At 71.4% G+C, this 21,952-nt stretch carries 21 protein-coding genes and 5 tRNA genes; 19 read left to right on the top strand and 7 right to left on the bottom strand.

Annotated elements, in window-relative coordinates; genetic code table 11:
• Positions 1-8 precede the first annotated feature (8 nt).
• A complete protein-coding gene (locus ACZ7EC_RS28475; protein ID WP_471067019.1) occupies positions 9-4,106 on the bottom strand; it encodes a sensor histidine kinase in 4,098 nt (1,365 codons plus the stop codon).
• A gap of 582 nt (positions 4,107-4,688) precedes the next feature.
• On the opposite strand from ACZ7EC_RS28475, the gene ACZ7EC_RS28480 reads away from it, so the two are divergent.
• The 9 genes from ACZ7EC_RS28480 (at position 4,689) to ACZ7EC_RS28520 (ending at position 8,968) form a co-directional block, all read left to right on the top strand.
• On the top strand, positions 4,689-4,883 hold the full coding sequence (locus tag ACZ7EC_RS28480) for a hypothetical protein (RefSeq protein WP_471067021.1): 195 nt from the start codon (positions 4,689-4,691) through the stop codon (positions 4,881-4,883).
• A gap of 408 nt (positions 4,884-5,291) precedes the next feature.
• A complete protein-coding gene (locus ACZ7EC_RS28485) occupies positions 5,292-6,077 on the top strand; it encodes a fumarylacetoacetate hydrolase family protein (RefSeq protein WP_471067023.1) in 786 nt (261 codons plus the stop codon).
• Positions 6,070-7,560 carry a glutamate--tRNA ligase gene (gltX, locus tag ACZ7EC_RS28490; protein ID WP_471067025.1) on the top strand — a complete coding sequence of 497 codons (1,491 nt, stop codon included), beginning with the start codon at positions 6,070-6,072 and terminating at the stop codon, positions 7,558-7,560. Before ACZ7EC_RS28485 ends, gltX begins: the two co-directional genes overlap by 8 nt.
• Before the next feature lie 124 nt (positions 7,561-7,684).
• Entirely contained in the window at positions 7,685-8,416 is a 732-nt protein-coding gene (locus tag ACZ7EC_RS28495; protein WP_471067027.1) for an HAD family hydrolase, read from the top strand.
• A gap of 91 nt (positions 8,417-8,507) precedes the next feature.
• Positions 8,508-8,579 (top strand) — tRNA-Gln (locus ACZ7EC_RS28500).
• 21 nt (positions 8,580-8,600) lie between these two features.
• Positions 8,601-8,673 (top strand) — tRNA-Glu (locus ACZ7EC_RS28505).
• A 29-nt stretch (positions 8,674-8,702) separates the two neighbouring features.
• Positions 8,703-8,775, top strand: a tRNA-Glu gene (locus ACZ7EC_RS28510).
• A gap of 20 nt (positions 8,776-8,795) precedes the next feature.
• A tRNA-Gln gene (locus ACZ7EC_RS28515) sits at positions 8,796-8,867 on the top strand.
• Positions 8,868-8,895: 28 nt separating this feature from the next.
• A tRNA-Glu gene (locus ACZ7EC_RS28520) sits at positions 8,896-8,968 on the top strand.
• Between the two features lie 54 nt (positions 8,969-9,022).
• Here the strand turns inward: ACZ7EC_RS28520 and ACZ7EC_RS28525 are convergent.
• Entirely contained in the window at positions 9,023-9,667 is a 645-nt protein-coding gene (locus ACZ7EC_RS28525; protein WP_471067029.1) for a MerR family transcriptional regulator, read from the bottom strand.
• A 58-nt stretch (positions 9,668-9,725) separates the two neighbouring features.
• Here ACZ7EC_RS28525 and ACZ7EC_RS28530 point away from each other — a divergent pair, with 58 nt between their 5' ends.
• Complete coding sequence (locus ACZ7EC_RS28530; protein ID WP_471067030.1) at positions 9,726-10,247, top strand: DUF4188 domain-containing protein; 522 nt, start codon at positions 9,726-9,728, stop codon at positions 10,245-10,247.
• Positions 10,248-10,338: 91 nt separating this feature from the next.
• Here the strand turns inward: ACZ7EC_RS28530 and ndgR are convergent, their stop codons facing one another.
• Positions 10,339-11,055, bottom strand: a complete 717-nt coding sequence (gene ndgR / locus ACZ7EC_RS28535; protein ID WP_046427375.1) for an IclR family transcriptional regulator NdgR — start codon at positions 11,053-11,055, stop codon at positions 10,339-10,341.
• 187 nt (positions 11,056-11,242) lie between these two features.
• On the opposite strand from ndgR, the gene leuC reads away from it, so the two are divergent.
• The 4 genes from leuC to ACZ7EC_RS28555 all read left to right on the top strand — a co-directional run bounded on the left by leuC (position 11,243) and on the right by ACZ7EC_RS28555 (position 14,558).
• Positions 11,243-12,667: a 3-isopropylmalate dehydratase large subunit gene (gene leuC / locus ACZ7EC_RS28540; protein WP_471067032.1), complete on the top strand. Its 1,425-nt coding sequence runs from the start codon at positions 11,243-11,245 to the stop codon at positions 12,665-12,667.
• A gap of 6 nt (positions 12,668-12,673) precedes the next feature.
• Positions 12,674-13,267: a 3-isopropylmalate dehydratase small subunit gene (gene leuD, locus ACZ7EC_RS28545; RefSeq protein ID WP_471067034.1), complete on the top strand. Its 594-nt coding sequence runs from the start codon at positions 12,674-12,676 to the stop codon at positions 13,265-13,267.
• A 276-nt stretch (positions 13,268-13,543) separates the two neighbouring features.
• Positions 13,544-13,774: an SCO5555 family protein gene (locus ACZ7EC_RS28550; protein WP_366666472.1), complete on the top strand. Its 231-nt coding sequence runs from the start codon at positions 13,544-13,546 to the stop codon at positions 13,772-13,774.
• Positions 13,775-13,910: 136 nt separating this feature from the next.
• The gene (locus ACZ7EC_RS28555) at positions 13,911-14,558 is read left to right on the top strand and encodes an HU family DNA-binding protein (RefSeq protein WP_471067037.1); all 648 of its coding nucleotides are present in this window, start codon (positions 13,911-13,913) and stop codon (positions 14,556-14,558) included.
• A 241-nt stretch (positions 14,559-14,799) separates the two neighbouring features.
• Here ACZ7EC_RS28555 and ACZ7EC_RS28560 read toward each other — a convergent pair whose 3' ends face one another.
• Together ACZ7EC_RS28560 and cofC are read right to left on the bottom strand one after the other, a co-directional pair.
• Entirely contained in the window at positions 14,800-15,003 is a 204-nt protein-coding gene (locus ACZ7EC_RS28560) for a hypothetical protein (RefSeq protein ID WP_471067039.1), read from the bottom strand.
• 65 nt (positions 15,004-15,068) lie between these two features.
• Positions 15,069-15,707: a 2-phospho-L-lactate guanylyltransferase gene (gene cofC / locus ACZ7EC_RS28565; protein WP_471067041.1), complete on the bottom strand. Its 639-nt coding sequence runs from the start codon at positions 15,705-15,707 to the stop codon at positions 15,069-15,071.
• 163 nt (positions 15,708-15,870) lie between these two features.
• On the opposite strand from cofC, the gene ACZ7EC_RS28570 reads away from it, so the two are divergent.
• The 3 genes from ACZ7EC_RS28570 to ACZ7EC_RS28580 all read left to right on the top strand — a co-directional run bounded on the left by ACZ7EC_RS28570 (position 15,871) and on the right by ACZ7EC_RS28580 (position 18,930).
• Positions 15,871-16,641, top strand: coding sequence for a lysophospholipid acyltransferase family protein (locus ACZ7EC_RS28570; protein ID WP_471067043.1), 771 nt, complete (start codon positions 15,871-15,873; stop codon positions 16,639-16,641).
• A complete protein-coding gene (locus tag ACZ7EC_RS28575) occupies positions 16,638-17,648 on the top strand; it encodes an NAD(P)H-dependent glycerol-3-phosphate dehydrogenase (RefSeq protein ID WP_471067045.1) in 1,011 nt (336 codons plus the stop codon). Before ACZ7EC_RS28570 ends, ACZ7EC_RS28575 begins: the two co-directional genes overlap by 4 nt.
• A 124-nt stretch (positions 17,649-17,772) precedes the next feature.
• Positions 17,773-18,930 carry a D-alanine--D-alanine ligase family protein gene (locus tag ACZ7EC_RS28580; protein ID WP_397983830.1) on the top strand — a complete coding sequence of 386 codons (1,158 nt, stop codon included), beginning with the start codon at positions 17,773-17,775 and terminating at the stop codon, positions 18,928-18,930.
• 195 nt (positions 18,931-19,125) lie between these two features.
• On the opposite strand, the gene ACZ7EC_RS28585 is transcribed toward ACZ7EC_RS28580, so the two are convergent.
• Positions 19,126-19,656, bottom strand: coding sequence for a DUF3515 domain-containing protein (locus ACZ7EC_RS28585; RefSeq protein ID WP_471067046.1), 531 nt, complete (start codon positions 19,654-19,656; stop codon positions 19,126-19,128).
• Positions 19,657-19,676: 20 nt separating this feature from the next.
• Entirely contained in the window at positions 19,677-19,910 is a 234-nt protein-coding gene (locus tag ACZ7EC_RS28590; protein ID WP_037654619.1) for an Lrp/AsnC family transcriptional regulator, read from the bottom strand.
• 253 nt (positions 19,911-20,163) lie between these two features.
• On the opposite strand from ACZ7EC_RS28590, the gene ACZ7EC_RS28595 reads away from it, so the two are divergent.
• Positions 20,164-21,129, top strand: a complete 966-nt coding sequence (locus tag ACZ7EC_RS28595; RefSeq protein ID WP_471067048.1) for a thiamine-phosphate kinase — start codon at positions 20,164-20,166, stop codon at positions 21,127-21,129.
• Positions 21,126-21,920 carry a bifunctional hydroxymethylpyrimidine kinase/phosphomethylpyrimidine kinase gene (thiD, locus tag ACZ7EC_RS28600; protein WP_471067049.1) on the top strand — a complete coding sequence of 265 codons (795 nt, stop codon included), beginning with the start codon at positions 21,126-21,128 and terminating at the stop codon, positions 21,918-21,920. Before ACZ7EC_RS28595 ends, thiD begins: the two co-directional genes overlap by 4 nt.
• Positions 21,921-21,952 lie beyond the last annotated feature (32 nt).

A 21,952-nucleotide genomic window follows, 5' to 3' on the forward strand; every position in this document is an offset into this window, starting at 1 on the left:
GGACTCAACTAACGCTCCTGCTGGTGAGTGGGGCTCGGGTAGCTGCCGGTCTGGCCGCTGCCGGCCTGACGGCCCTGTGCGATGCCCCGACGGAGATTGGTCAGCCGGCCGCGTACGTCGTCGGGCGCACGGGAGACCTGCGGACCAGCTTGGTGCTGTTGCTGCTGAGCCGTGCCCGGCACGAGGTTCGCCCTGGGCACCCGGCGCGGCAGGCCGGACGTGGTGATGCCGCCCGCGGCGGGCTGCCGCACCCGCTCGGCCTGCCGCACGAGTTCGTCGTTCGGCGAGGCACGCCACGAGCCGGTGGTGGCCGCCTCGCGCGGTGCGGGCTGCGGCTGCTGCTCGGCGGGCGCGCTCTGCTGCTGGCCCTGCTGGCCCTGCTGCCCGGCCGCGCCGTGGAACCAGTTGGTCTCCAGCGTGTCGAACAGCGGGGTACGGCCGTCACCGGGACCGCTGGCCGGGGGCAGCGCCTCCGGTTCGCGCACCGGGCGCTCCTGGTGGGCCGGCGCCTGCTGCGGGGCCGGCGGGCGCGGGGCGCCGAAGTCGTCACGGGCCGGCGGCTGCGGGCGCTCGAACTGCCCGGTGTGCGCCGGGCCGGGGCGGCCGGGCAGCGCGTGCTGTCCGGTGCCGCCGTCGTAGCCACCCGGCGCCGCGTACTGGCCGGTGTCCTGGGCGGGCTCCTGCGGCCGGGCCGGCGTCCCGAAGACGTCCGGGCGCACGAACGAGCCGTTCTCCTGCTGCCCGGCGGGGGCGTCGTACTGCCCCGGCACCGGGAACTGGCCGGTCTGCTGGGCGGCGTCGGGGCTCGGGAACTGCCCGGTCTGCTGCGGGAGTTCGGCCTGCGGGAACTGGCCCGTGTGCTGCCCGGTGTGCCGGCCCGCGTCCGCCTGGGGGAACCGGCCGGTGTGCTGCGACGCGTCGGGCCGCTGGAACTGACCGGTGTCCTGCGGGGTTTCGGGCCGCTGGTACTGGCCCGTGGTGTCGGGGCTCGCGAACTGGCCGGTGTTCTGCGGGATTTCGGGCCGCTGGAACTGACCGGTGTGCTGGCCGGCGTCGGGCCGCTGGTACTGGCCCGTGGTGTCCGGCCGGGCGAACTGGCCGGTCTGCTGGGCGGGTTCCGTACGGCCGTACTGGTCCGCGCCCCTCGAACCGGGCAGCTCGGGTCGGCCGAAGTCGCCGGTGGGGGCGGGAGCGAGCGGATCTATCCGCGGCATCTGCGCGGTCGAACCGGGCCCCTGCCGGTCGTCGATCGCCGGCATCTGCGCGGTGCCCGCCGGGTCCTGCTCGTCGTGGCCGCGCGGAGTGTCGAGGGAGGCCCGGCCGTTGCTCCAGTCCTGGCCGCGCCGGGAGTCGCCGCCGGGCAGCTCGGCCCGCGGGCCGCCGCGCGGCGGCAGCTGGGGCTGGCGGCCCTGGTCGGCGCCGCCGCCGGTGTCGCGCTGGGAGCCGCGCCCGCCGAACAGGTCCTGCTGGGGGCCGGCCGGGTTCGCGGCCTGGAGCCCCTGCGGGTTGGCCGGGTTCGCGGCCTGGAGGTTCTGCGGGGCGTTCGGCGCCTGCGCACCGAAGCCGCCGGGGGCACCGGGACCACCGGGGGCACCGGGGGCACCGGGGGCACCGGGGGCACCGGGGCCGCCGCGCTGCGGACCGCGCGCACCACCGGGTCCGCCGGGACGACCGCCCTGGCCCTGGCCCGCGCCGGGCAGCGCGGCTCGGGGACCCTGCCCCGCGCCGACCTGGCCGCGCGAGCCGCCGCCGAGCAGACCACCGCCGGGAGCACCGGCACCGGCGCCGCCGCGGCGGGCCGCCGCGGCGCCCGCTGCCGCCTGCGCCGCGGCCGGACCGCCGACCGCGCCGGGGCCGCCGGGCTTGCCGGGAGCCTTCTTGCCGCCCTGGGCGACGTCCACGGGCAGCATGACCAGCGCGGTCGTGCCACCGGAGTCGGAGGGGCGCAGCTGGATGCGGATGCCGTGCCGCTGCGAGAGCCGGCCGACCACGAACAGGCCCATGCGGCGGGAGACGGAGACGTCCACGGTGGGCGGCGAGGCCAGCCGCTCGTTGATCGCCGCGAGGTCCTCGGGGGAGAGGCCGATACCGGTGTCGTGGATCTCGATCAGCACCCGGCCGTCGGGCAGCGCGTGACCGGTGACCTTGACCTTGGTCTGCGGGGAGGAGAACGAGGTGGCGTTCTCCAGCAGCTCGGCGAGCAGGTGCACGAGGTCGTTGACGACCCGGCCGGCGACCTCGGTCGTCGGCACGGAGGCCAGCTCGATGCGTTCGTACTGCTCCACCTCGGAGGCGGCGGCGCGCAGCACGTCGACCAGCGGCACCGGCCGCGTCCAGCGGCGGCCCGGCTCCTCACCGGCGAGGACGAGGAGGTTCTCGCCGTTACGGCGCATACGGGTGGCGAGGTGGTCCAGCTTGAACAGCGAGGACAGCTGGTCCGGGTCGGCCTCGCGGGACTCCAGTTCGGAGATGAGCGACAGCTGGCGCTGGATCAGACCTTGGGAGCGGCGCGAGAGGTTGGTGAACATCGCGTTGACGTTGCCCCGCAGCAGGGCCTGCTCGGCGGCGAGGCGGACCGCCTCGCGGTGCACGTCGTCGAAGGCCGCGGCCACCTGGCCGATCTCGTCGCGGGAGTGCACACCGACCGACTCCACGGAGGTGTCCACGTCCTGCGGGTCGGACTCGGAGAGCTGCTTGACCAGTTCGGGCAGGCGTTCCTGGGCGACCGTGGTGGCGGTCTCCTGGAGCCGGCGCAGCGAGCGGATCATGGAGCGGGCCACGACGAACGCGCCGACCAGCGAGACGCCGAGCACCAGCAGGATCAGCACACCGGAGATGATGGCGTCGCGCTGGGTGGCGCTCTTGAGCTCGCGCGCCTTCTGCTCCATGTCCTCGAGCAGGGTGTGCTCGATCTTCTTCATCTGCTCGATCTTGGTCGAGCTGTCGTCCACCCAGTCGCGGTAGGAGCGCGGGGGCAGGTCGGACAGGCCGCCGCGCTGCGCGAAGGCGCGCTTGGCGTAGGTGTCCGCGGACTCGATCGTCGGGTTGTTGCCGCCGTCGATCGGCTTGAGCAGCTCCTCCGCGTTCTGGCTCGCGTAGATCTTGCGGAAGATCGCCAGTTCGGAGTTCTCGCTCTCGTACGCCGACTCGCCGTACAGGCGGTCGTTCTCCGAGAGGTCGGCCTTGCTGGTGGTGGTCGAGGGCAGCGCCGCGGCGATGGTCGCACGCTGCACGGACGCGTACTCCTTGGCGGTGGAGAACGCCGCCAGGGCGCGGGTGCGCGAGATCATCTCGGGGTTGCTGGACGCCTCGGCCATGTCCTGGGAGAGGTCGATCAGCTGGGTGATCAGCCGGTGGTACGACTCGATGGTCTGAGTCGAGTTCTCCTTGGACTGGTAGGCGGACCGGCGGATCTTCGCCAGGTCGTCCAGCTGGTTGGCCAGGCCGACGAGCGCGTCGCGCACGCCCTGGAGCTGGCCGTTCTTGCTGGCCTCGTCGATCTGCTCGGAGGCGTCGAGGAAGTTGGCGCGGGCCCGGTCGGTCTTCTGCTGGTAGCCCTTGACCGTGTAGTCGCTCGCGCTGAGGCCGTGCGAGAGGGGGCCGGCGGACTGGTCGCGTTCCTCCTGGAGCGCGGCGGCCAGCTCGGTGGCCTGCTTGGTCATGTCCGTCAGCAGCTTCATGTTGTCGAGCTGCTGGATGTCGTTCAGGTTCTCGTCGATGCGCAGCGCGCCCAGCGAGGTCGCCGCGACCACGGGGAGCGCGAGCAGCGAGACCAGACGGGTCGAGATGCGCCAGTTGCGCAGCGCCATGCGGGAGCCGGAACCGGTGGCCCCCGCCGCCGACTTCGCGGCCGGTGCGGGTTTCGCGGACGGCGCGGCGCCCGCGGACTTCGCGGAGCCCTTGCCGGAGGAGCCCTTGCCGGCGGCGCCCTTGGGGGAGGAGGCGGCCGACGCGCCGGGGCGTGCGCGCTCGGGGCCCTCACCGGGCGGGGTGGGGCCCGGGCTCTGGGCGTGCTGGGGAGAGGAGCTGCCCTTCATGGGGCCAGTCCCGTCGTGCGGCTCCGGCTCCGCCGAAGCGCTGCCATCCCTCTTGAAACGTCCCTGCACTAGCGTCGCAACCTCTGGACCAGGCGTCCGGCCGCGCGAGCGGACGAACACGGTGTCGGCGTCGTGGAAGGCGCCCTGAAAACGCCCCCCGGTGGTCTGGAGTGACCGGCGCTGGTTTCCCCCTTGTCTCGCCGCCACTCGGCGCTGCGTCGCGCCCCCTGCGCCGGCTCGATCCTGCGGCGGTCCGTGGAATTCCAGCACAGTGGCGGATCTCCAACAAGGGCCGCGTGCCGAGCTGTGACAACCGTGACAGGGCGTGCATGTCGGGTCACCAGTCGTGGAAGTCGATCTCATCCATAACGGACGTATCCCTGCGAGTCGTCGCCCGGTGGCACGTGTCCCAGTCGCCATGATCGGCAGCGGAATGGGGGCTTCCCACCCTCAATGTCCGTTTCGTTGGCGCGGATTGTCGGCCGGAATTGACCCATTTGTCCCCTTGTTGGTGAGCAAAATCACACAACCATCAGGGCTGGTTGGCGAGTTGGTCAGGGAATCGGATGTTTAGCCTGACGCTTTACATGAGGGACGTATCTGTCGCCCCGTACCGTCACCCGCCGACACAGGACTAGGACGCCGACAACCGTGAAGACGACGATGATGTTCCGCAAGATAGCCAACCCGCGACGCACGACCCTGGCGCACCTCGAGGACGCCGGCGAGCTGCAGACGCCCGCGCTGCCGGAGCAGTCCGTCGAACTCCCCGCCCAGACGGCCAACCCCCGGCGCACCATCCTCATGGACCTGCCCGAGACCGCGGCGGTGAACGCCGGCGAGTGACCGCCGAAGCGACCGCGGGAGCTCCGAGCGCGGCCCGGAAGATCGTCCGACGGCGATGATCTTCCGGGCCGCGCTCTCTTTTCGGCGGCTCGGGGCGGCGGGCCGCACATGTTTTCCCGCGCATTCGCGCCTCCGCGTTTTTCGGGGGCGGCGACGGACGTCGCCGTAGCCTTCCCACCCCCCGGAGCTCAGGCAGGGCGGAGGCCATCAGTGCAGTTCACAGGGGTGAGGGATGTCCGAGATCCTGGCGTCGGCGCCCCTGAAAACACCGGAAACGGGAATTCCCCTTAAGCGCATTACGGCCCCGGAAAAAGCCCTCGCCATGCCCTCCCGGCCGAACATCGGGCCGCCCGACCGGTTAACCTTGGGCGTCAGTACGCCGGTTCTCAGTGAGGGGCGCAAGCACCCGTGCGCATCGCCAGGTTCTCCATCGACGGGAACGTAGCCTTCGGCGCGGTCGAGGGCGACAAGGAGGACGAACTCGTCCTCGACATCATCAAGGGCATCCCCTTCGCCGACCACGAGCTGTCCGGGACGAAGGTGCCGCTGAGCAAGGTCAGGCTGCTCCCGCCGGTCCTCCCCAACAAGGTCGTGGCGTTCGGCCGCAACTACGCCGAGCACGCGCGGGAGCTGGGCCACGAGGTGCCCGAGGCCCCGTTCGCCTTCTTCAAGCCGTCCACCTCGGTGATCGGCCCCGGAGACGAGATCCACTACCCCTCCTTCTCCGAGGAACTGCACCACGAGGCCGAGCTGGCCGTCGTCATCGGCCGCATGTGCCGCGAGGTGCCCCGCGAGCGGGTCAAGGACGTGATCTTCGGCTACACCTGCGCCAACGACGTCACCGCCCGCGACGTCCAGCGCCGCGAGAAGCAGTGGGCGCGGGCCAAGGGCTTCGACAGCTCCTGCCCGCTCGGCCCCTGGGTGGAGACGGACATCGACCTCGCGCGGGCCAACGACCTCACCGTGCAGCTCACCGTCAACGGCGAGCAGCGCCAGCTCGGCCGCACCAGCGAGATGATCCACCCCATCGAGGACCTCATCGTCAACATCACCGAGGCGATGACGCTGCTGCCCGGCGACGTCGTCCTCACCGGCACCCCCGCGGGGGTCGGCCCCCTGAACGTCGGCGACGACGTCGCCGTCACCATCGAAGGCATCGGCACTCTCACCAACAAGGTTGTCAAGCGTGGCTAGCGCACCCGGCTCTCCGTCTCCCGTCCGCGTCCGATTCTGCCCGTCGCCCACCGGTAACCCCCACGTGGGCCTGGTTCGCACCGCCCTGTTCAACTGGGCGTTCGCCCGGCACCACCAGGGCACCCTGGTCTTCCGCATCGAGGACACCGACGCGGCCCGCGACTCCGAGGAGTCGTACAACCAGCTGCTCGACGCGATGCGCTGGCTCGGCTTCGACTGGGACGAGGGCCCCGAGATCGGCGGTCCGCACGCGCCGTACCGGCAGTCGCAGCGCATGGACATCTACGCCGACGTCGCGCGCAAGCTCCTCGACGGCGGGTACGCCTACCACTGCTACTGCTCCCAGGAGGAGCTGGACACCCGCCGCGAGGCCGCCCGCGCCGCCGGCAAGCCCTCCGGTTACGACGGCCACTGCCGCGACCTGTCCGCCGAGCAGGTCGAGCGGTACCGGGCCGAGGGCCGGCAGCCGATCGTCCGGTTCCGGATGCCCGACGAGACGATCACCTTCGACGACCTGGTGCGCGGCGAGCTGACCTTCACCCCGGAGAACGTCCCGGACTACGGCATCGTGCGCGCCAACGGCGCCCCGCTGTACACGCTGGTCAACCCCGTCGACGACGCGCTGATGGAGATCACGCACGTGCTGCGCGGCGAGGACCTGCTCTCCTCCACCCCGCGCCAGATCGCGCTGTACAAGGCGCTGACCGAGCTGGGCATCGCCAAGCAGACCCCCGCCTTCGGCCACCTGCCGTACGTGATGGGCGAGGGCAACAAGAAGCTCTCCAAGCGCGACCCGCAGTCCTCGCTGAACCTCTACCGCGAGCGCGGCTTCCTGCCCGAGGGGCTGCTCAACTACCTCTCCCTGCTGGGCTGGTCGCTCTCCGCGGACAAGGACATCTTCACGATCGAGGAGATGGTCGCGGCCTTCGAGATCTCCGATGTGAACCCGAACCCGGCGCGCTTCGACCTGAAGAAGTGCGAGGCGATCAACGCCGACCACATCCGCATGCTGGATGTGAAGGATTTCACCGAGCGCTGCCGCCCCTGGCTGAAGGCCCCGGTCGCCCCCTGGGCGCCGGAGGCGTTCGACGAGGCCAAGTGGCAGGCCATCGCGCCGCACGCCCAGACCCGCCTGAAGGTGCTCTCCGAGATCACCGAGAACGTCGACTTCCTGTTCCTGCCGGAGCCGGTCCACGACGAGGCGTCCTGGGCGAAGGCGATGAAGGAGGGCAGCGACGCCCTGCTGCGCACGGCCCGCGAGAAGCTCGAGTCCGCGGACTGGACGTCGGCCGAGTCCCTCAAGGAGGCCGTCCTGGCCGCCGGCGAGGCCCACGGCCTCAAGCTCGGCAAGGCGCAGGCCCCGGTGCGCGTCGCCGTCACCGGCCGCACCGTCGGCCTCCCGCTGTTCGAGTCCCTGGAGATCCTGGGCAAGGAGCCGACCCTGGCCCGCATCGACGCGGCCCTGACGAGGCTCACCGCGTAAGGCCCGGCACACCCGATGGGGGCGGCACCCGGAACTCCGGGCGCCGCCCCCGTTCACGTTCGGCACGGAGCCCGGAATCCCGCGTTCCGGGCCGTTCGCCCCGCTCCGGCGTTACCTTCGGACCGTGAGCATCCAAGCCGTGGTCTGGGACGTGGACGACACCCTCTTCGACTACACCACCGCCGACCGGAACGGGATGCGGGCGCACCTCGTCGCCGAGGGGCTGCTCGGGCGCTACGGCGTGGTGGAGGACGCGCTGAGCCGGTGGCGGGAGATCACCGACCGGCAGTGGGCGCGGTACGCGGCGGGGGAATGCGGTTTCGAGGAGCAGCGCCGCGACCGGGTACGGGCGTTCGTCGAGGCGGAGATGGACGACGCCGAGGCGGAGGCCTGGTTCCAGCGTTACGTGGGTCACTACGAGGCCGCCTGGGGGCTGTTCCCGGACGTGCTGCCCGCCTTGGAGGCGCTCGCGCCCACCCACCGGCACGCGGTGCTCTCCAACTCCAGCATCACCGTGCAGGAGCGCAAGCTTCGCGTCCTCGGCCTGCTGGACCGCTTCGAAGCCGTGCTGTGCGCCGCCGAGCTGGGCGTCTCCAAACCGCGCCCCGGCGCCTTCCTGGCCGCCTGCGAGGCGCTGTCCCTCGCCCCGCACGAGGTCGCGTACGTCGGCGACCATCCGGAGATCGACGGGCGGGGCGCCGCCGAGGCCGGGCTGCTGTCCGTGTGGATCGACCGCGGCACGGCCCCCGCGCGAGACGCCGGGGGCGCCGTCGCGCACCGCATCGCGAGCCTGTCCGAACTTCCGGCGCTGCTGCGCTCGGATACTCGTTTTGGAGCCCCGTCCACCTTCGGGTAATGTTCTTCCTGCGCCGAGGGGAACGGGCCGAAAGGCCGGAACCCCGAGGAGCGAAACGAGAACGAAAGCCCTTCAGGGGGTTGAGTTCCTGTGGCCTATGGTGTAATTGGCAGCACGACTGATTCTGGTTCAGTTAGTCTTGGTTCGAGTCCAGGTAGGCCAGCTCGCAGAGCTTATCTGCAAAGCCCCCGTTGTGTAGCGGCCTAGCACGCTGCCCTCTCAAGGCAGTAGCGCCGGTTCGAATCCGGTCGGGGGTACTGATCCTGATCTTGTCGGGATCGCTAGGGCCCCCGTTGTGTAGCGGCCTAGCACGCCGCCCTCTCAAGGCGGTAGCGCCGGTTCGAATCCGGTCGGGGGTACGACTGGTCTAAACCATCATTGGTCTATGGTGTAATTGGCAGCACGACTGATTCTGGTTCAGTTAGTCTTGGTTCGAGTCCAGGTAGACCAGCTCGGACCTGCGGAAACGCAGGGTCCACGCCCCCGTTGTGTAGCGGCCTAGCACGCCGCCCTCTCAAGGCGGTAGCGCCGGTTCGAATCCGGTCGGGGGTACAGAACGAAGGCCCTCCGCTTCGGCGGGGGGCCTTCGCCGTTCCCGGCGCCCGCTCACTCGAAGCCGTACCGCCGGGCCGTCTCCTCCTCCTGGGCGAGCCGGTGCAGCGCGCGCAGCGCCGGCTCGTTGAGGATCGCCCCGAGGACCGCGAACTCGACCCGCTCCGCCCCCGGCGGCAGCGTCTCCATGTTGTCCAGGTCACGTACGGCCGTGCGGTACATCAACTCCGCGTACGGCGCGAGCTGTTCGGCCCCCCACTCGTAGCCGAGCCGGCGGAACGCGGCCACCGCCACCACCAGCGAGCGGTACGCGGGGGAGATCGTCGAAACCCGCATCGCGTTCTCCCAGCCCAGCCGGCCGAGCAGCGCCTCGACCTCCTGGCGCGCGGACCGCACCCAGGCGTCGTCCTCGTCCGGCTCCGGCACCTGCGGCAGCGCCCACAGCGCGGCGCCCAGCCGGATCGTGCTGCCCAGGGACTCGTCGTCCACGTGCCCGAGGACCTCGCGCACCTTCGCCACCGGCAGCCTGCCGACCTGCACCATCGCCCGCACCAGCCGCAGCCGGCGCAGATGTCCCTCGTCGTACTCCGCCGTGGTCGCGTTGAGCTGCCGGCCCGGCGGCAACAGGCCCTCGCGCAGGTAGTACTTGATCGTCGCGGTGGGGACACCACTGCGTCGGCTCAGTTCGGCCAGCCGCATGTCTTGCGCCTTTCCTTGGATAGGAGCACTATCCAAACACGCGATGAAGGGGGAAGCCATGGTGTCCCGTACGACCGCCGACGCGCAGGGCGATGTCGTCGTCCTGCTGATCGGCATGCGCGTCAACCGCTTCCTGGCGGTGCACCGGTGGGTGCCGGTGATGCTGGCGATGCTCCGCATGCTGCGCGAACTGGCCCGGCACCCGGAGCGGGGGCTCCGGGAGAAGATCCTGCTCACGGCGTCCCCGCGGACGTACTACGTCGTGCAGTACTGGGAGTCCAAGGAGAAGCTGTACGCCTACGCCACGGCGCCCGACGCCTTCCACCACGAGGTCTGGGCGCGGCTGAACCGCATGGAGCGGGCGGGGAAGCTGCGCGGCGAGGTCGGCATCTGGCACGAGGCGTACGTGGTGCCGCAGGGGTCGTACGAGGCGATCTACGCCGACATGCCGCCCTTCGGCCTGGCGGCGGCGCACGGACAGGTGCCGCTCGCCGCGCGCGGGCGGTACGCGAAGGATCGGTTCGCCTATCGCTCGGGGGAGACGGCCGGGCCGGCGGGGTCCGGGGAGAAGATCGCCTGAGGGGCGGTGCGGTGGGCGGCTGCGCCCCCGCGGGTCGGGAGCGCCGCGGCGTTGAGGCGGCTCCCGGCCGGCGGGGGCGTACCGGTCGCTGTCAGCCCGTGCGGCGCAGGGCCTCGGAGAGGCGGGTGGCGGCGTCGATGACGGCCTGGGCGTGCATACGGCCCGGGTGGCGCGTCAGGCGCTCGATGGGGCCCGAGACGGAGACGGCGGCCACCACGCGGTTGGAGGGGCCGCGCACGGGCGCCGAGACGGACGCGACGCCCGGTTCGCGCTCGCCGATGGACTGGGCCCAGCCGCGGCGCCGCACGCCCGACAGGGCCGTCGCCGTGAAGCGGGCGCCCTGGAGTCCGCGGTGCAGCCGCTCGGGCTCCTCCCAAGCCAGCAGGATCTGTGCCGAGGAGCCGGCCTTCATCGTGAGCGTGGAGCCGACCGGGACGGTGTCCCGCAGGCCGGACAGCCGCTCCGCCGCGGCCACGCAGATCCGCATGTCACCCTGGCGCCGGTAGAGCTGCGCGCTCTCGCCGGTGACATCGCGCAGGTGGGTGAGCACCGGGCCCGCCGTCGCCAGCAGGCGGTCCTCGCCCGCCGCCGCGGCCAGCTCCGCGAGGCGCGGGCCGAGGATGAACCGGCCCTGCATGTCGCGCGCCACCATGCGGTGGTGTTCCAGGGCCACGGCCAGGCGGTGGGCCGTGGGTCGTGCCAGTCCGGTGGCCCCGACCAGACCCGCGAGGGTGGCCGGACCGGACTCCAGAGCGCTCAGGACGAGGGCCGCCTTGTCCAGAACGCCGACGCCGCTACTGTTGTCCATGCAACGATACTCACGTCTCACTCTGTGAAACGCAAGTTCAATTTTCCGCGGAACGCGCCACTCTGGATTCACACGGCGGCCCGTCCATCGATGGGCCCGGCGGCGGACGCCCGGAATCAGGGGCGCGGGCGCCGTCCTCAAGATCTCTAGTTGGGCCGGCGCACGCATGCCGGCCGGAGGGAAAGCGATGGGTAGGACACTCGCGGAAAAGGTCTGGGACGACCATGTCGTCCGGCGCGCCGACGGCGAGCCCGACCTCCTCTACATCGATCTGCACCTGCTGCACGAGGTGACCAGCCCGCAGGCCTTCGACGGGCTGCGCCAGAACGGCCGCCAGGTCCGCCGCCTCGACCTCACCATCGCGACCGAGGACCACAACACCCCGACCCTCGACATCGACAAGCCGATCGCCGACCCGGTCTCCCGCGCCCAGCTGGAGACGCTGCGCAAGAACTGCGCCGAGTTCGGGGTGCGGCTGCACCCCCTGGGCGACGTCGAGCAGGGCGTGGTGCACGTGGTCGGACCCCAGCTGGGCCTGACCCAGCCCGGCACGACCGTGGTCTGCGGCGACTCCCACACCTCCACGCACGGCGCGTTCGGCGCGCTGGCGTTCGGCATCGGCACCTCCCAGGTCGAGCATGTGCTGGCCACCCAGACGCTGCCGATGGCCCGCCCGAAGACCATGGCGATCACCGTCGACGGCGAACTGCCCGAGGGCGTCAGCGCCAAGGACCTGATCCTGGCGATCATCGCGAAGATCGGTACCGGCGGCGGCCAGGGCTACGTCCTGGAGTACCGCGGCTCCGCCATCGAGAAGCTCTCGATGGAGGCCCGGATGACCATCTGCAACATGTCGATCGAGGCCGGCGCCCGCGCGGGCATGATCGCCCCCGACGAGACCACCTTCGCCTACCTCAAGGGCCGCCCGCACGCCCCCGAGGGCGCCGAGTGGGACGCGGCCGTCGCGTACTGGAAGACGCTGCGCACCGACGACGACGCGGAATTCGACGCCGAGGTCGTCATCGACGCCGCCGCCCTGTCCCCGTTCGTCACCTGGGGCACCAACCCCGGCCAGGGCGCGCCGCTTTCGGCACGGGTCCCCGATCCGGCTTCGTACGAAGACGCATCGGAGCGCCTGGCCGCCGAAAAGGCCCTGGAATACATGGGGTTGGAGGCCGGTGCGCCGCTGCGCTCCATCAAGGTGGACACCGTCTTCGTAGGTTCGTGCACCAACGGGCGGATCGAGGACCTGCGCAACGTCGCCGAGATCCTCAAGGGGCGCAAAGTCGCCGACGGTGTACGGATGCTGGTCGTACCGGGCTCCGCGCGGGTCGGGCTCCAGGCGGCGTCCGAGGGCCTGGACGTGGTCTTCAAGGAGGCCGGCGCCGAGTGGCGGTACGCGGGCTGCTCGATGTGCCTGGGCATGAACCCGGACCAGCTGGCGCCGGGCGAGCGCTCCGCCTCCACCTCCAACCGCAACTTCGAGGGCCGGCAGGGCAAGGGCGGTCGTACCCACCTGGTGTCGCCGCAGGTCGCGGCGGCCACCGCCGTCCTGGGCCACCTGGCCTCGCCCGCCGACCTGTCCGACGCCCCCGTGCCCGCTGGAGTCTGAGAAACCATGGAAGCCTTCACCACCCACACCGGCCGGGCCGTCCCGCTGCGCCGCAGCAATGTCGACACCGACCAGATCATCCCTGCTCACTGGCTCAAGAAGGTGACGCGGGACGGGTTCGAGGACGGGCTTTTCGAGGCCTGGCGCAAGGACCCCCAGTTCATCCTCAACCGCCCCGAGCGGCAGGGCGCCACCGTCCTGGTCGCCGGCCCCGACTTCGGCACCGGCTCCTCCCGTGAGCACGCCGTCTGGGCGCTCCAGAACTACGGCTTCAAGACCGTGATCTCCTCCCGCTTCGCGGACATCTTCCGGGGCAACTCGCTGAAGAACGGCCTGCTCACCGTGGTTCTGGAGCAGAAGATCGTGGACGCGCTGTGGGAGCTGACCGAGGACGACCCGAGTGCCGAGATCACGGTGGACCTCGAGGCGCGCGAGGTGCGCGCCGAGGGCGTCACCGCCTCCTTCGAGCTGGACGAGAACTCCCGCTGGCGGCTGCTGAACGGCCTGGACGACATCTCCATCACCCTCCAGAACGAGGCCGACATCGCCGCCTACGAGCAGCGCCGGCCGGCCTACAAGCCGCAGACCCTCCAGAGCTGACCGGGTAACCTGTCCCGAGTCCCGCGAGGGTCGGGTTTCGGCCACCCAACAAGCCCGCCTGTACCCCCGATCGCCCCGATCGGGGGTACAGGCATGTCCGGGCCCGTACGCACCCCCCTTGCGCTGGGGGTTCTCTCAACTTCCCATGTTATGAAGGGCGTTGGGAGGGTAGATGAGGCAGAGGAGCGCGCCTTCCGCAAGTGCCCGGAAGGCCATTTGTGGCGGGAGTTACCCCCTGGGCAGGCGACAACTCGCCCCAGATGGCACAATCTGTGCATGGAACACGACGGCCAACTCCAGCTCTATACGGCGGTCGCGAACCAACTCAAGGAAGCGCACGCAAGAGTGCGCGCACTGCAAGTCCCGGAGGGCGTACGGATGGCGCTGACCCGGAAGCTGCTGGTCATTACGGCTGCGGCCAAGCACGATCTCGCCGGTGCGGCAAGGCGGCTCGAGCGGTTCACCGCGGACCTCGACGAGGGTCGGATCCCCGGCGAGGACCGCTGAACAGCCCGAGAGCGCCGAGTCCGTTGCGGCACAAGGGTGATAAGCCCGTTTCGTGTTTGATTTGCGGTATATATCTGCCTAACGTGCGAAAAAGCTTGAACACATTCGTTCTGGCGATGTCTCCGAAGGGGAAGACGTGAACAAGGCGCAGCTCGTAGAAGCGATTGCCGAGAAGGTTGGCGGCCGCCAGCAGGCGGCGGAAGCCGTCGATCATGTTCTGGACGCCATCGTCCGCGCGGTCGTCGCGGGCGAGCGGGTCTCGGTCACCGGTTTCGGGTCCTTCGAGAAGGTGGACCGCCCCGCGCGGTACGCCCGTAACCCCCAGACGGGCGAGCGGGTTCGGGTCAAGAAGACCTCCGTGCCGCGCTTCCGCGCCGGTCAGGGCTTCAAGGACCTGGTCAGCGGCTCGAAGAAGCTGCCGCGCGGCGGCGAGGTCTCGGTGAAGAAGGCGCCCAAGGGCAGCCTGACCGGGGGCGCCGCGGCGACGGTGAAGAAGGCCGCCGCGAAGAAGACCGCGAAGGCGGCCGCGAAGAAGACCACCGCCAAGAAGACGACGGCGAAGAAGACCACCACCGCCACCGCCGCCGCGGCGAAGAAGACCACCGCGAAGAAGACGACCGCCAAGAAGGCGCCGGCGACGGCCAAGACCGCGACGGCGAAGAAGACCACCGCCAAGAAGGCCACCGCGAAGAAGGCCCCGGCGAAGAAGGTCACCGCGAAGAAGGCGCCGGCCAGGAAGTCGACGGCCCGCAAGACCACCGCGAAGAAGACCACCGCGCGCTAGGGTCTCTCGTTTGGATCATGCCGGGCTCGCGGGCCCTGGCACCGCGCCTCGCGGCGTTGTCGTCGGTTGCCATGGCTCCGCCATGTCGCCCTCCTCCGCCTTGCGACGCACGGCACCAGACCCCGCTCCCTGATCCGGCCTCCTCCGAACGAAAGACCCTGGGCGCAGGTCGCAGGCCAGGGCACTCACGCGCCGGGCCGGACTCCCGGCGGAGTCCGGCCCGCGGCGTGTGTAAGGGGAGTTACAGGGTCTGGAGCGTTACGAGCGTGATCCGCAGGGTGTCTTCGGCACCCTCCGTCTCGATCCGCACGCGCTGGCCGGGCCGCAGCAGCCGCAGACCGCCGCGGTCGAACGCCGCGGCGTCGAAGGGCACGGGGGTGCCGTCGTCGAGCAGCACCTGCCCGCTGCGGGTCTCGCTGTCGTAGGTGTATGCGGTCGCCTGCATGGGGTTCAGGGTAGTACCCGCGGCCGTCCGGCCGCGGGCGGTCGCGCCGCTCGGGGCGATGGGAGTCAAACGCCGGGTACCGGCAAATGAGCGCACGCGGCGGTCGTATACGGCCCGACCCCCAGCGCGAGCGCCGCCCGCAAGTCCTCGCCCGTGTCCACGTCCTGCCGTACCGAATCCACGGCCCCCAGCAGAAGTTCCTCCGCGCCGGACCCCCGGTGCCGCGCCCGTGAGTCCGGGCCGAACAGCGGGTCCAATTCCCGGCCCGCCCGCGCCGCCAGCAATGTCGTACCGACCCCCGCCGCGTCCGCGAGAAAAGATCTCGGGAATTGCGCGGCGGCGGAAAGCACCCGCTCCAGCTCGCCCGCCCGCAAGGCCGGCAGATCGGCGTTCAGCGCGGCCACCGCGGCCCGCGGGCGCCCCCGTCGTGCCGCCGCCGCCCCGTGCGCCAGCGCCGCGTTCAGGCCCGCCGCCGGGGCGTCCGGGACGATCCGCGCGCCCAGCGCGGAAAGCTCGCGCCCGGCGCGGGCGTCGTCCGTGACGACCACCACATCCCCGACCCCGGCACACCCCAGCCCCGCGGCCACCGTGTCCTGGGCGAACGCGAGGACCAGGCCGGGGCGCACCCCGTCCGCCGCGGTGTCCGCGAGCCTGCTCTTGGCCCGCGACAGCGGCTTCAGGGGGATGACCAACGTCCACTGCACCGGCGTACCGCCCCTCTCTTGTCGCGATCATTGTCACCCGCAGCCGAAGGGGTGGGGCGTGTCGGGCGTACGGTGTTCTCGACAGACCGGCGCTGCGGGGCGACACTTGTGCGGCCCGCGCCGGGGTCAGCCCCCGTGGATTCGCCTAGAGGAAGGTGTCCTTGTGCCCCGCCGCAGAATCGGCTTCTGGTACCGCTTCGCCGCGGTGATCTGCAAACCGCCGCTGGTGGTTCTGATCAAGCGGGACTGGCGTGGAATGGAGCACATTCCGGCCGAGGGCGGATTTATCACCGTGGTGAACCACAATTCCCACGTGGACCCCTTCGCATACGCGCACTATCAGTACAACACCGGACGGGTTCCGCGATTCCTGGCCAAGAGCGGCCTTTTCAAGAAGGGAATCGTGGGCGCCGCGATGCGCGGCACCGGACAGATTCCCGTCTACCGCGAGTCCACGGACGCGCTGAGCGCCTTCCGCGCCGCGATCGACGCCGTGGAGCGCGGTGAGTGCGTCGCCTTCTACCCCGAGGGCACCCTGACCCGCGACCCCGACGGCTGGCCCATGACCGGCAAGACCGGCGCCGCGCGGGTGGCCCTGCAGACCAAGTGCCCGGTGATCCCGGTCGCCCAGTGGGGCGCCAACGAACTGCTGCCGCCGTACGCGAAGAAGCCGAACCTCTTCCCGCGCAAGACCCACCACGTGCTGGCGGGCCCGCCCGTGGACCTGTCGCGCTTCTACGACAAGGAGATGACCCCGGACCTCCAGAGGGAGGCCACCGAGGCCATCATGGCGGCCATCACCCGCCTCCTGGAGGAGATCCGCGGCGAGAAGGCGCCCGAGACGCCGTACGACCCGCGCCGCGAGCGCATCGAGCAGCGGCGGCGTACGCGGGAGCAGAACAAGGCCAGGGAAGCGGAGGAGCAGGGCAAGTGAGCGAGGCGGTCAAGGCGGCGGTCTTCAGCGCCGGTTCGTGGGGCACGGCGTTCGGCATGGTCCTCGCGGACGCCGGCTGCGAGGTCACCCTGTGGGCCCGGCGCGCCGAGGTCGCGGACGCGATCAACACGACCCGTATCAACCCCGACTACCTGCCGGGTGTCGAACTTCCCGAGAACCTGCGGGCGACCACCGACCCCGCCGAGGCCGCGGCGGACGCCGACTTCACCGTCCTGTCCGTGCCCTCCCAGACCCTGCGCCAGAACCTCGCCGAGTGGCTTCCGCTGCTCGCCCCCGACACCGTGCTGGTCTCCCTGATGAAGGGCGTCGAGCTGGGCTCCGCGATGCGGATGAGCGAGGTCATCGAGGACGTCGCCAAGGTCGGCCCGGAGCGCGTCGCCGTCGTCACCGGGCCCAACCTGGCCCGCGAGGTCGCCGCCCGGATGCCCGCCGCCGCCGTGGTGGCCTGCGCCGACGAGGCCGTGGCCCGGCGGCTCCAGGCGGCCTGCCACACGCCGTACTTCCGGCCGTACACCGAGACCGACGTGGTCGGCTGCGAGCTGGGCGGCGCGGTGAAGAACGTCATCGGGCTCGCCGTCGGCATCGCGGACGGCATGGGGCTCGGCGACAACGCCAAGGGCTCGCTGATCACCCGCGGCCTCGCGGAGACCGCCCGGCTCGGTGTCGTGCTCGGCGCCGACCCGCTGACCTTCTCCGGTCTCGCCGGCCTCGGCGACCTGGTCGCCACCTGCTCCTCGCCGCTGTCGCGCAACCACACCTTCGGCACCAACCTCGGCAAGGGCATGACCCTGGAGGAGACCATCGCGGTCACCAAGCAGACCGCGGAGGGCGTCAAGTCCTGTGAGTCCGTGCTGGATCTGGCCCGCAGGCACGGCGTCGACATGCCGATCGCGGAGACGGTCGTCGGCATCGTGCACGAGGGCAAGCCGCCGGTGGTCGCGCTGAAGGAGCTGATGTCGCGCAGCGCGAAGCCCGAGCGACGCTGAGCGAGACCGCGGGGCCGTTGCGCGAAAATGCCGCGACACTGAGCGAAATCCGCCCGTTTTTGTGCGTTTCAGGGCGGAGCCGACGCTGTATCCGGGCTCTGGCAACGGGTACTCTCAACGCGATATGAGCACCGAGAACCTTCCCCAGAGCCCTGAGCAGCCGTCGCGCAAGCCCCGCGTGGCCGTCGTGTTCGGTGGGCGCAGCTCCGAACACGGGATCTCCGTGGTCACCGCCGGCGCCGTCCTCAAGGCCATCGACCGGACGAAGTACGACGTCCTGCCGATCGGCATCACGCGGGACGGCCGCTGGGCGCTGACGGCCGACGAGCCGGAGCGGATGGCGATCACCGACCGCGCCCTGCCCGCCGTCGAGGACCTGGCGGAGTCGCACGAGGGGGACGTGGTGCTCCCCGTCGCCCCCACCAGCCGCGAGGTCGTCTACAGCGAGCCGGGCTCCGTGCCCAAGGCGCTCGGCGAGGTCGACGTCGTCTTCCCGGTGCTGCACGGCCCCTACGGCGAGGACGGCACCCTCCAGGGGCTGCTGGAACTGTCCGGGGTTCCGTATGTGGGCGCGGGCGTGCTCGCCTCGGCCGTCGGCCAGGACAAGGAGTACATGAAGCGGGTCTTCACCTCCTTCGGGCTCAAGGTCGGCCCCTACGTGGTGATCCGGCCCCGCGAGTGGCAGCGGGACGAGGCCGCCGCCCGCAAGAAGATCGTGGACTTCGCGGGCGAGCACGGCTGGCCGCTGTTCGTGAAGCCCGCGCGGGCCGGCTCGTCCATCGGCATCACCAAGGTCGACGACCTGTCCGGGCTCGACGAGGCGATCGCCGAGGCGCAGTCGCACGACCCGAAGATCCTGATCGAGGCGGCCATCACCGGCCGCGAGATCGAGTGCGGCGTCCTGGAGTTCGAGGACGGCCCGCGCGCCTCGGTCCCGGCGGAGATCCCGCCGCCGGACGCGCACGCGTACTACGACTTCGAGGCCAAGTACATCGACTCCACGCCCGGCATCGTCCCGGCGCCGCTCACCGCGGAGGAGACCGCCGAGATCCAGCGGCTCGCGGTGGACGCGTTCGAGGCGGCGTCCTGCGAGGGGCTGGTGCGCGCGGACTTCTTCCTCACGCGGGACGGGGAGTTCGTGATCAACGAGATCAACACGCTGCCCGGCTTCACGCCGATCTCGATGTACCCGCAGATGTGGCAGGCGACCGGGGTCGGCTACCCGGAGCTGATCGACCGCCTGCTCCAGGCCGCGCTGCGCAGGTCCACCGGACTGCGCTGACCCGCGGCGCTAGGGCCTTTCTTCCGGATCAGGTCGGCTTGAGTTGGCGGTGCCTTACGGCCGAGCCGAGCGGGGGCTGGTGCGTGCAGATGCAAGGCGGAGGAGGGAGTCGACGCGGAGCGTCGACGACCGACGACAACGCCGCAGATGTGCGTGCCAGGCCCCGCGACCCCGGCAAGATCCGGAAGAAAGGCCCTAGCCGCGCATGGAGGCCATCCCCTTCGGGATGGCCTTCTTCACGGCCGGGGCCAGGTCCTCCAGGACCTGGGCGCTGTCGTCCGGCCCCGAGAGCTTCTTCGGCAGGGTCACCTGCACATACGCCGAGCGGCCCGCCGTCGTGAAGTGCCAGGTGCCGTCGCCCTGCTTCTCCATCAGCCAGTCCACGCCGTTGACCCCGCCCGCGATCGCGTCCGGGTCCTCGCCCTGGGCCACCTTGGGGTCGATCATCTTCGGCGGCCGGACGATCCCGCAGCGCAGTATGATCGCCGGGTTTCCCCAGCCCGCCGTGTAGACGGACCGGGGTTCGGGGTCGGCACGCCGCCGCCCGTCCACCGTGGCGGGCAGCACCGCGTGCAGACTCCGGCACAGCGGGGCGGTCTTCGCGTCGGGACGGGGAACCGCGACCGCCGCGCCGTCGTCCGCGGTGCAGCCCGCGACCGCGAGCAGCGACGCGGACGCGGCCAGGGCGGCGATCAGGGCGGGGGGCCGGTGACGGAAGAAGTTCACCGGCCAAGCGTAGACGGGGGCTACAGATGCACGACCGGGCAGGTCAGGGTGCGGGTGATGCCGTCCACTTGCTGGACCTTGGCGACCACCATGCGACCGAGTTCGTCGACGGTTTCGGACTGGGCGCGCACGATGACGTCGTACGGACCCGTGACGTCCTCGGCCTGGATCACTCCAGGGATCTTGCTGATGGTCTCGGCGACGGTCGACGCCTTGCCGACCTCCGTCTGGATCAGGATGTACGCCTGTACCACGGAACCTCCAGGGCGGCCACGAGGATCATGTGGGGAAAAGGAACGCCACGGTATCGCGTCGCCGCTCCCCGCGGGGAGACCTGCGGGAACCGGCTTGCGCGCCAGGGTGCGGGCACAACGGAAGTCGGCGGTCGTCCGGGACCGTACCGGCGGTCGTTCCCGACCGCGTCGGGGTCATCTCGACGGTATCGGGGACACTGATGGGGCGCGAGTCAGCACGGCCGGGCGAAGGCAGAGAAGGGGAGTCAGGGACATGAAGGGCACGGTTGGTGAGCTCGGGGAATTCGGGCTCATCAGGGAGCTCACCTCCCGTCTCACCACCACCCCGGCGGTCCGTATCGGTCCGGGTGACGACGCCGCCGTGGTGGCCGCGCCCGACCGCCGGGTGGTGGCGAGCACCGACGTCCTGCTGGAGGGGCGGCACTTCCGCCGCGACTGGTCCACGGCCTACGACGTGGGGCGCAAGGCGGCCGCGCAGAACCTCGCGGACATCGCCGCGATGGGCGCCGTACCGACCGCCCTGCTGCTGGGCCTGGTGGTGCCGGCCGAACTCCCGGTCAGCTGGCCGACCGAGCTGATGGACGGGCTGCGCGACGAATGCCAGGTCGCGGGCGCCGCCGTGGTCGGCGGGGATGTCGTACGGGGCGACACCATCACGGTGTCGATCACCGCCCTCGGCGATCTGCGCAACCAGGAGCCGGTGACCCGTGCCGGCGCCCAGCCCGGCGACCTGGTGGCCGTCACGGGCTGGCTGGGCTGGTCCGCGGCCGGGTACGCGGTGCTCTCCCGCGGCTTCCGCTCGCCGCGCGCCTTCGTGGAGGCCCACCGGCGCCCCGAGCCGCCGTACCACGCGGGGCCGGCCGCCGCATCGCTCGGCGCGACCGCGATGTGCGACGTGAGCGACGGGCTGATCGCCGACCTCGGCCATATCGCCGAGGCCAGCAAGGTCCGCATCGACATCCGCTCCGGCGCGATCGACGTGCCCACGCAGATGAACGACATCGGGCAGGCCGTCGGCGTGGACCCGCTCCAGTGGGTGCTGACCGGGGGTGAGGACCACGCGATCGTGGCGACCTTCCCGCCGGACACCAAGCTCCCGGCCCGCTGGAAGGTCATCGGCGAGGTCCTGAACCCCTCCGCGCTGCCGCAGGTGACGGTGGACGGGGCGCCCTGGACCAGCGCGGGCGGCTGGGACCACTTCGGGGACATAGAGCCGTGACCCCGCCGCGCGTGCTCACGGTGGCCGGCTCCGACTCCGGCGGCGGCGCCGGGATCCAGGCCGACCTCAAGACGATGCTCGCGCTCGGCGTGCACGGGATGAGCGTGCTCACCGCGGTGACCGCGCAGAACTCCCTTGGCGTGCAGGGCGTCTGGGAACTCCCGGCCGAGGCGGTGCGGGCCCAGTACCGCAGCGTGGTGGACGACATCGGCGTACAGGCCGTGAAGACCGGCATGCTGGGCTCGGCCGAACTGGTCGAGACGGTGGCCGAGTTGATCGCCGGCACGGACGCGCCCGCCGTGGTGGACCCGGTGGGCGTCTCCAAGCACGGCGACGCGCTGCTCGCCGCCTCCGCCCTGGACGCCGTGCGCACCCGGCTGCTCCCGGCGGCGGCCGTGGCGACCCCGAACCTGGACGAGGTGCACCTGCTCACCGGAGTCCGCGTCGAGTCGGAGGACGATCTGCGCCGGGCCGCGGACGCGGTGCTGGCCTACGGCCCGCGCTGGGTGCTGATCAAGGGCGGGCACCTGGCCGGTGACGCGGTGGACCTCCTGACGGACGGCACCGCGGCGGGTGAGCACCGGCTGCGCGCCCCCCGCCACGACAACCGGCACACCCACGGCACCGGCTGCACGCTCGCCTCCGCCATCGCCTCCGGGCTGGCGCGGGGCCTGACCGTCCCGGCGGCGGTCGCCGCGGCCAAGGAGTACGTCACCGGGGCGATCGCAGCGGGGTTCGCGCTGGGCGCGGGGATCGGCCCGGTGGACCACGGGTGGCGGTCCGGGAAGTGAGCGGGCCGCACGCCGGCCGAGCCGGGTCCGTG

This window comes from Streptomyces sp. NPDC037203 (genome assembly GCF_055605065.1).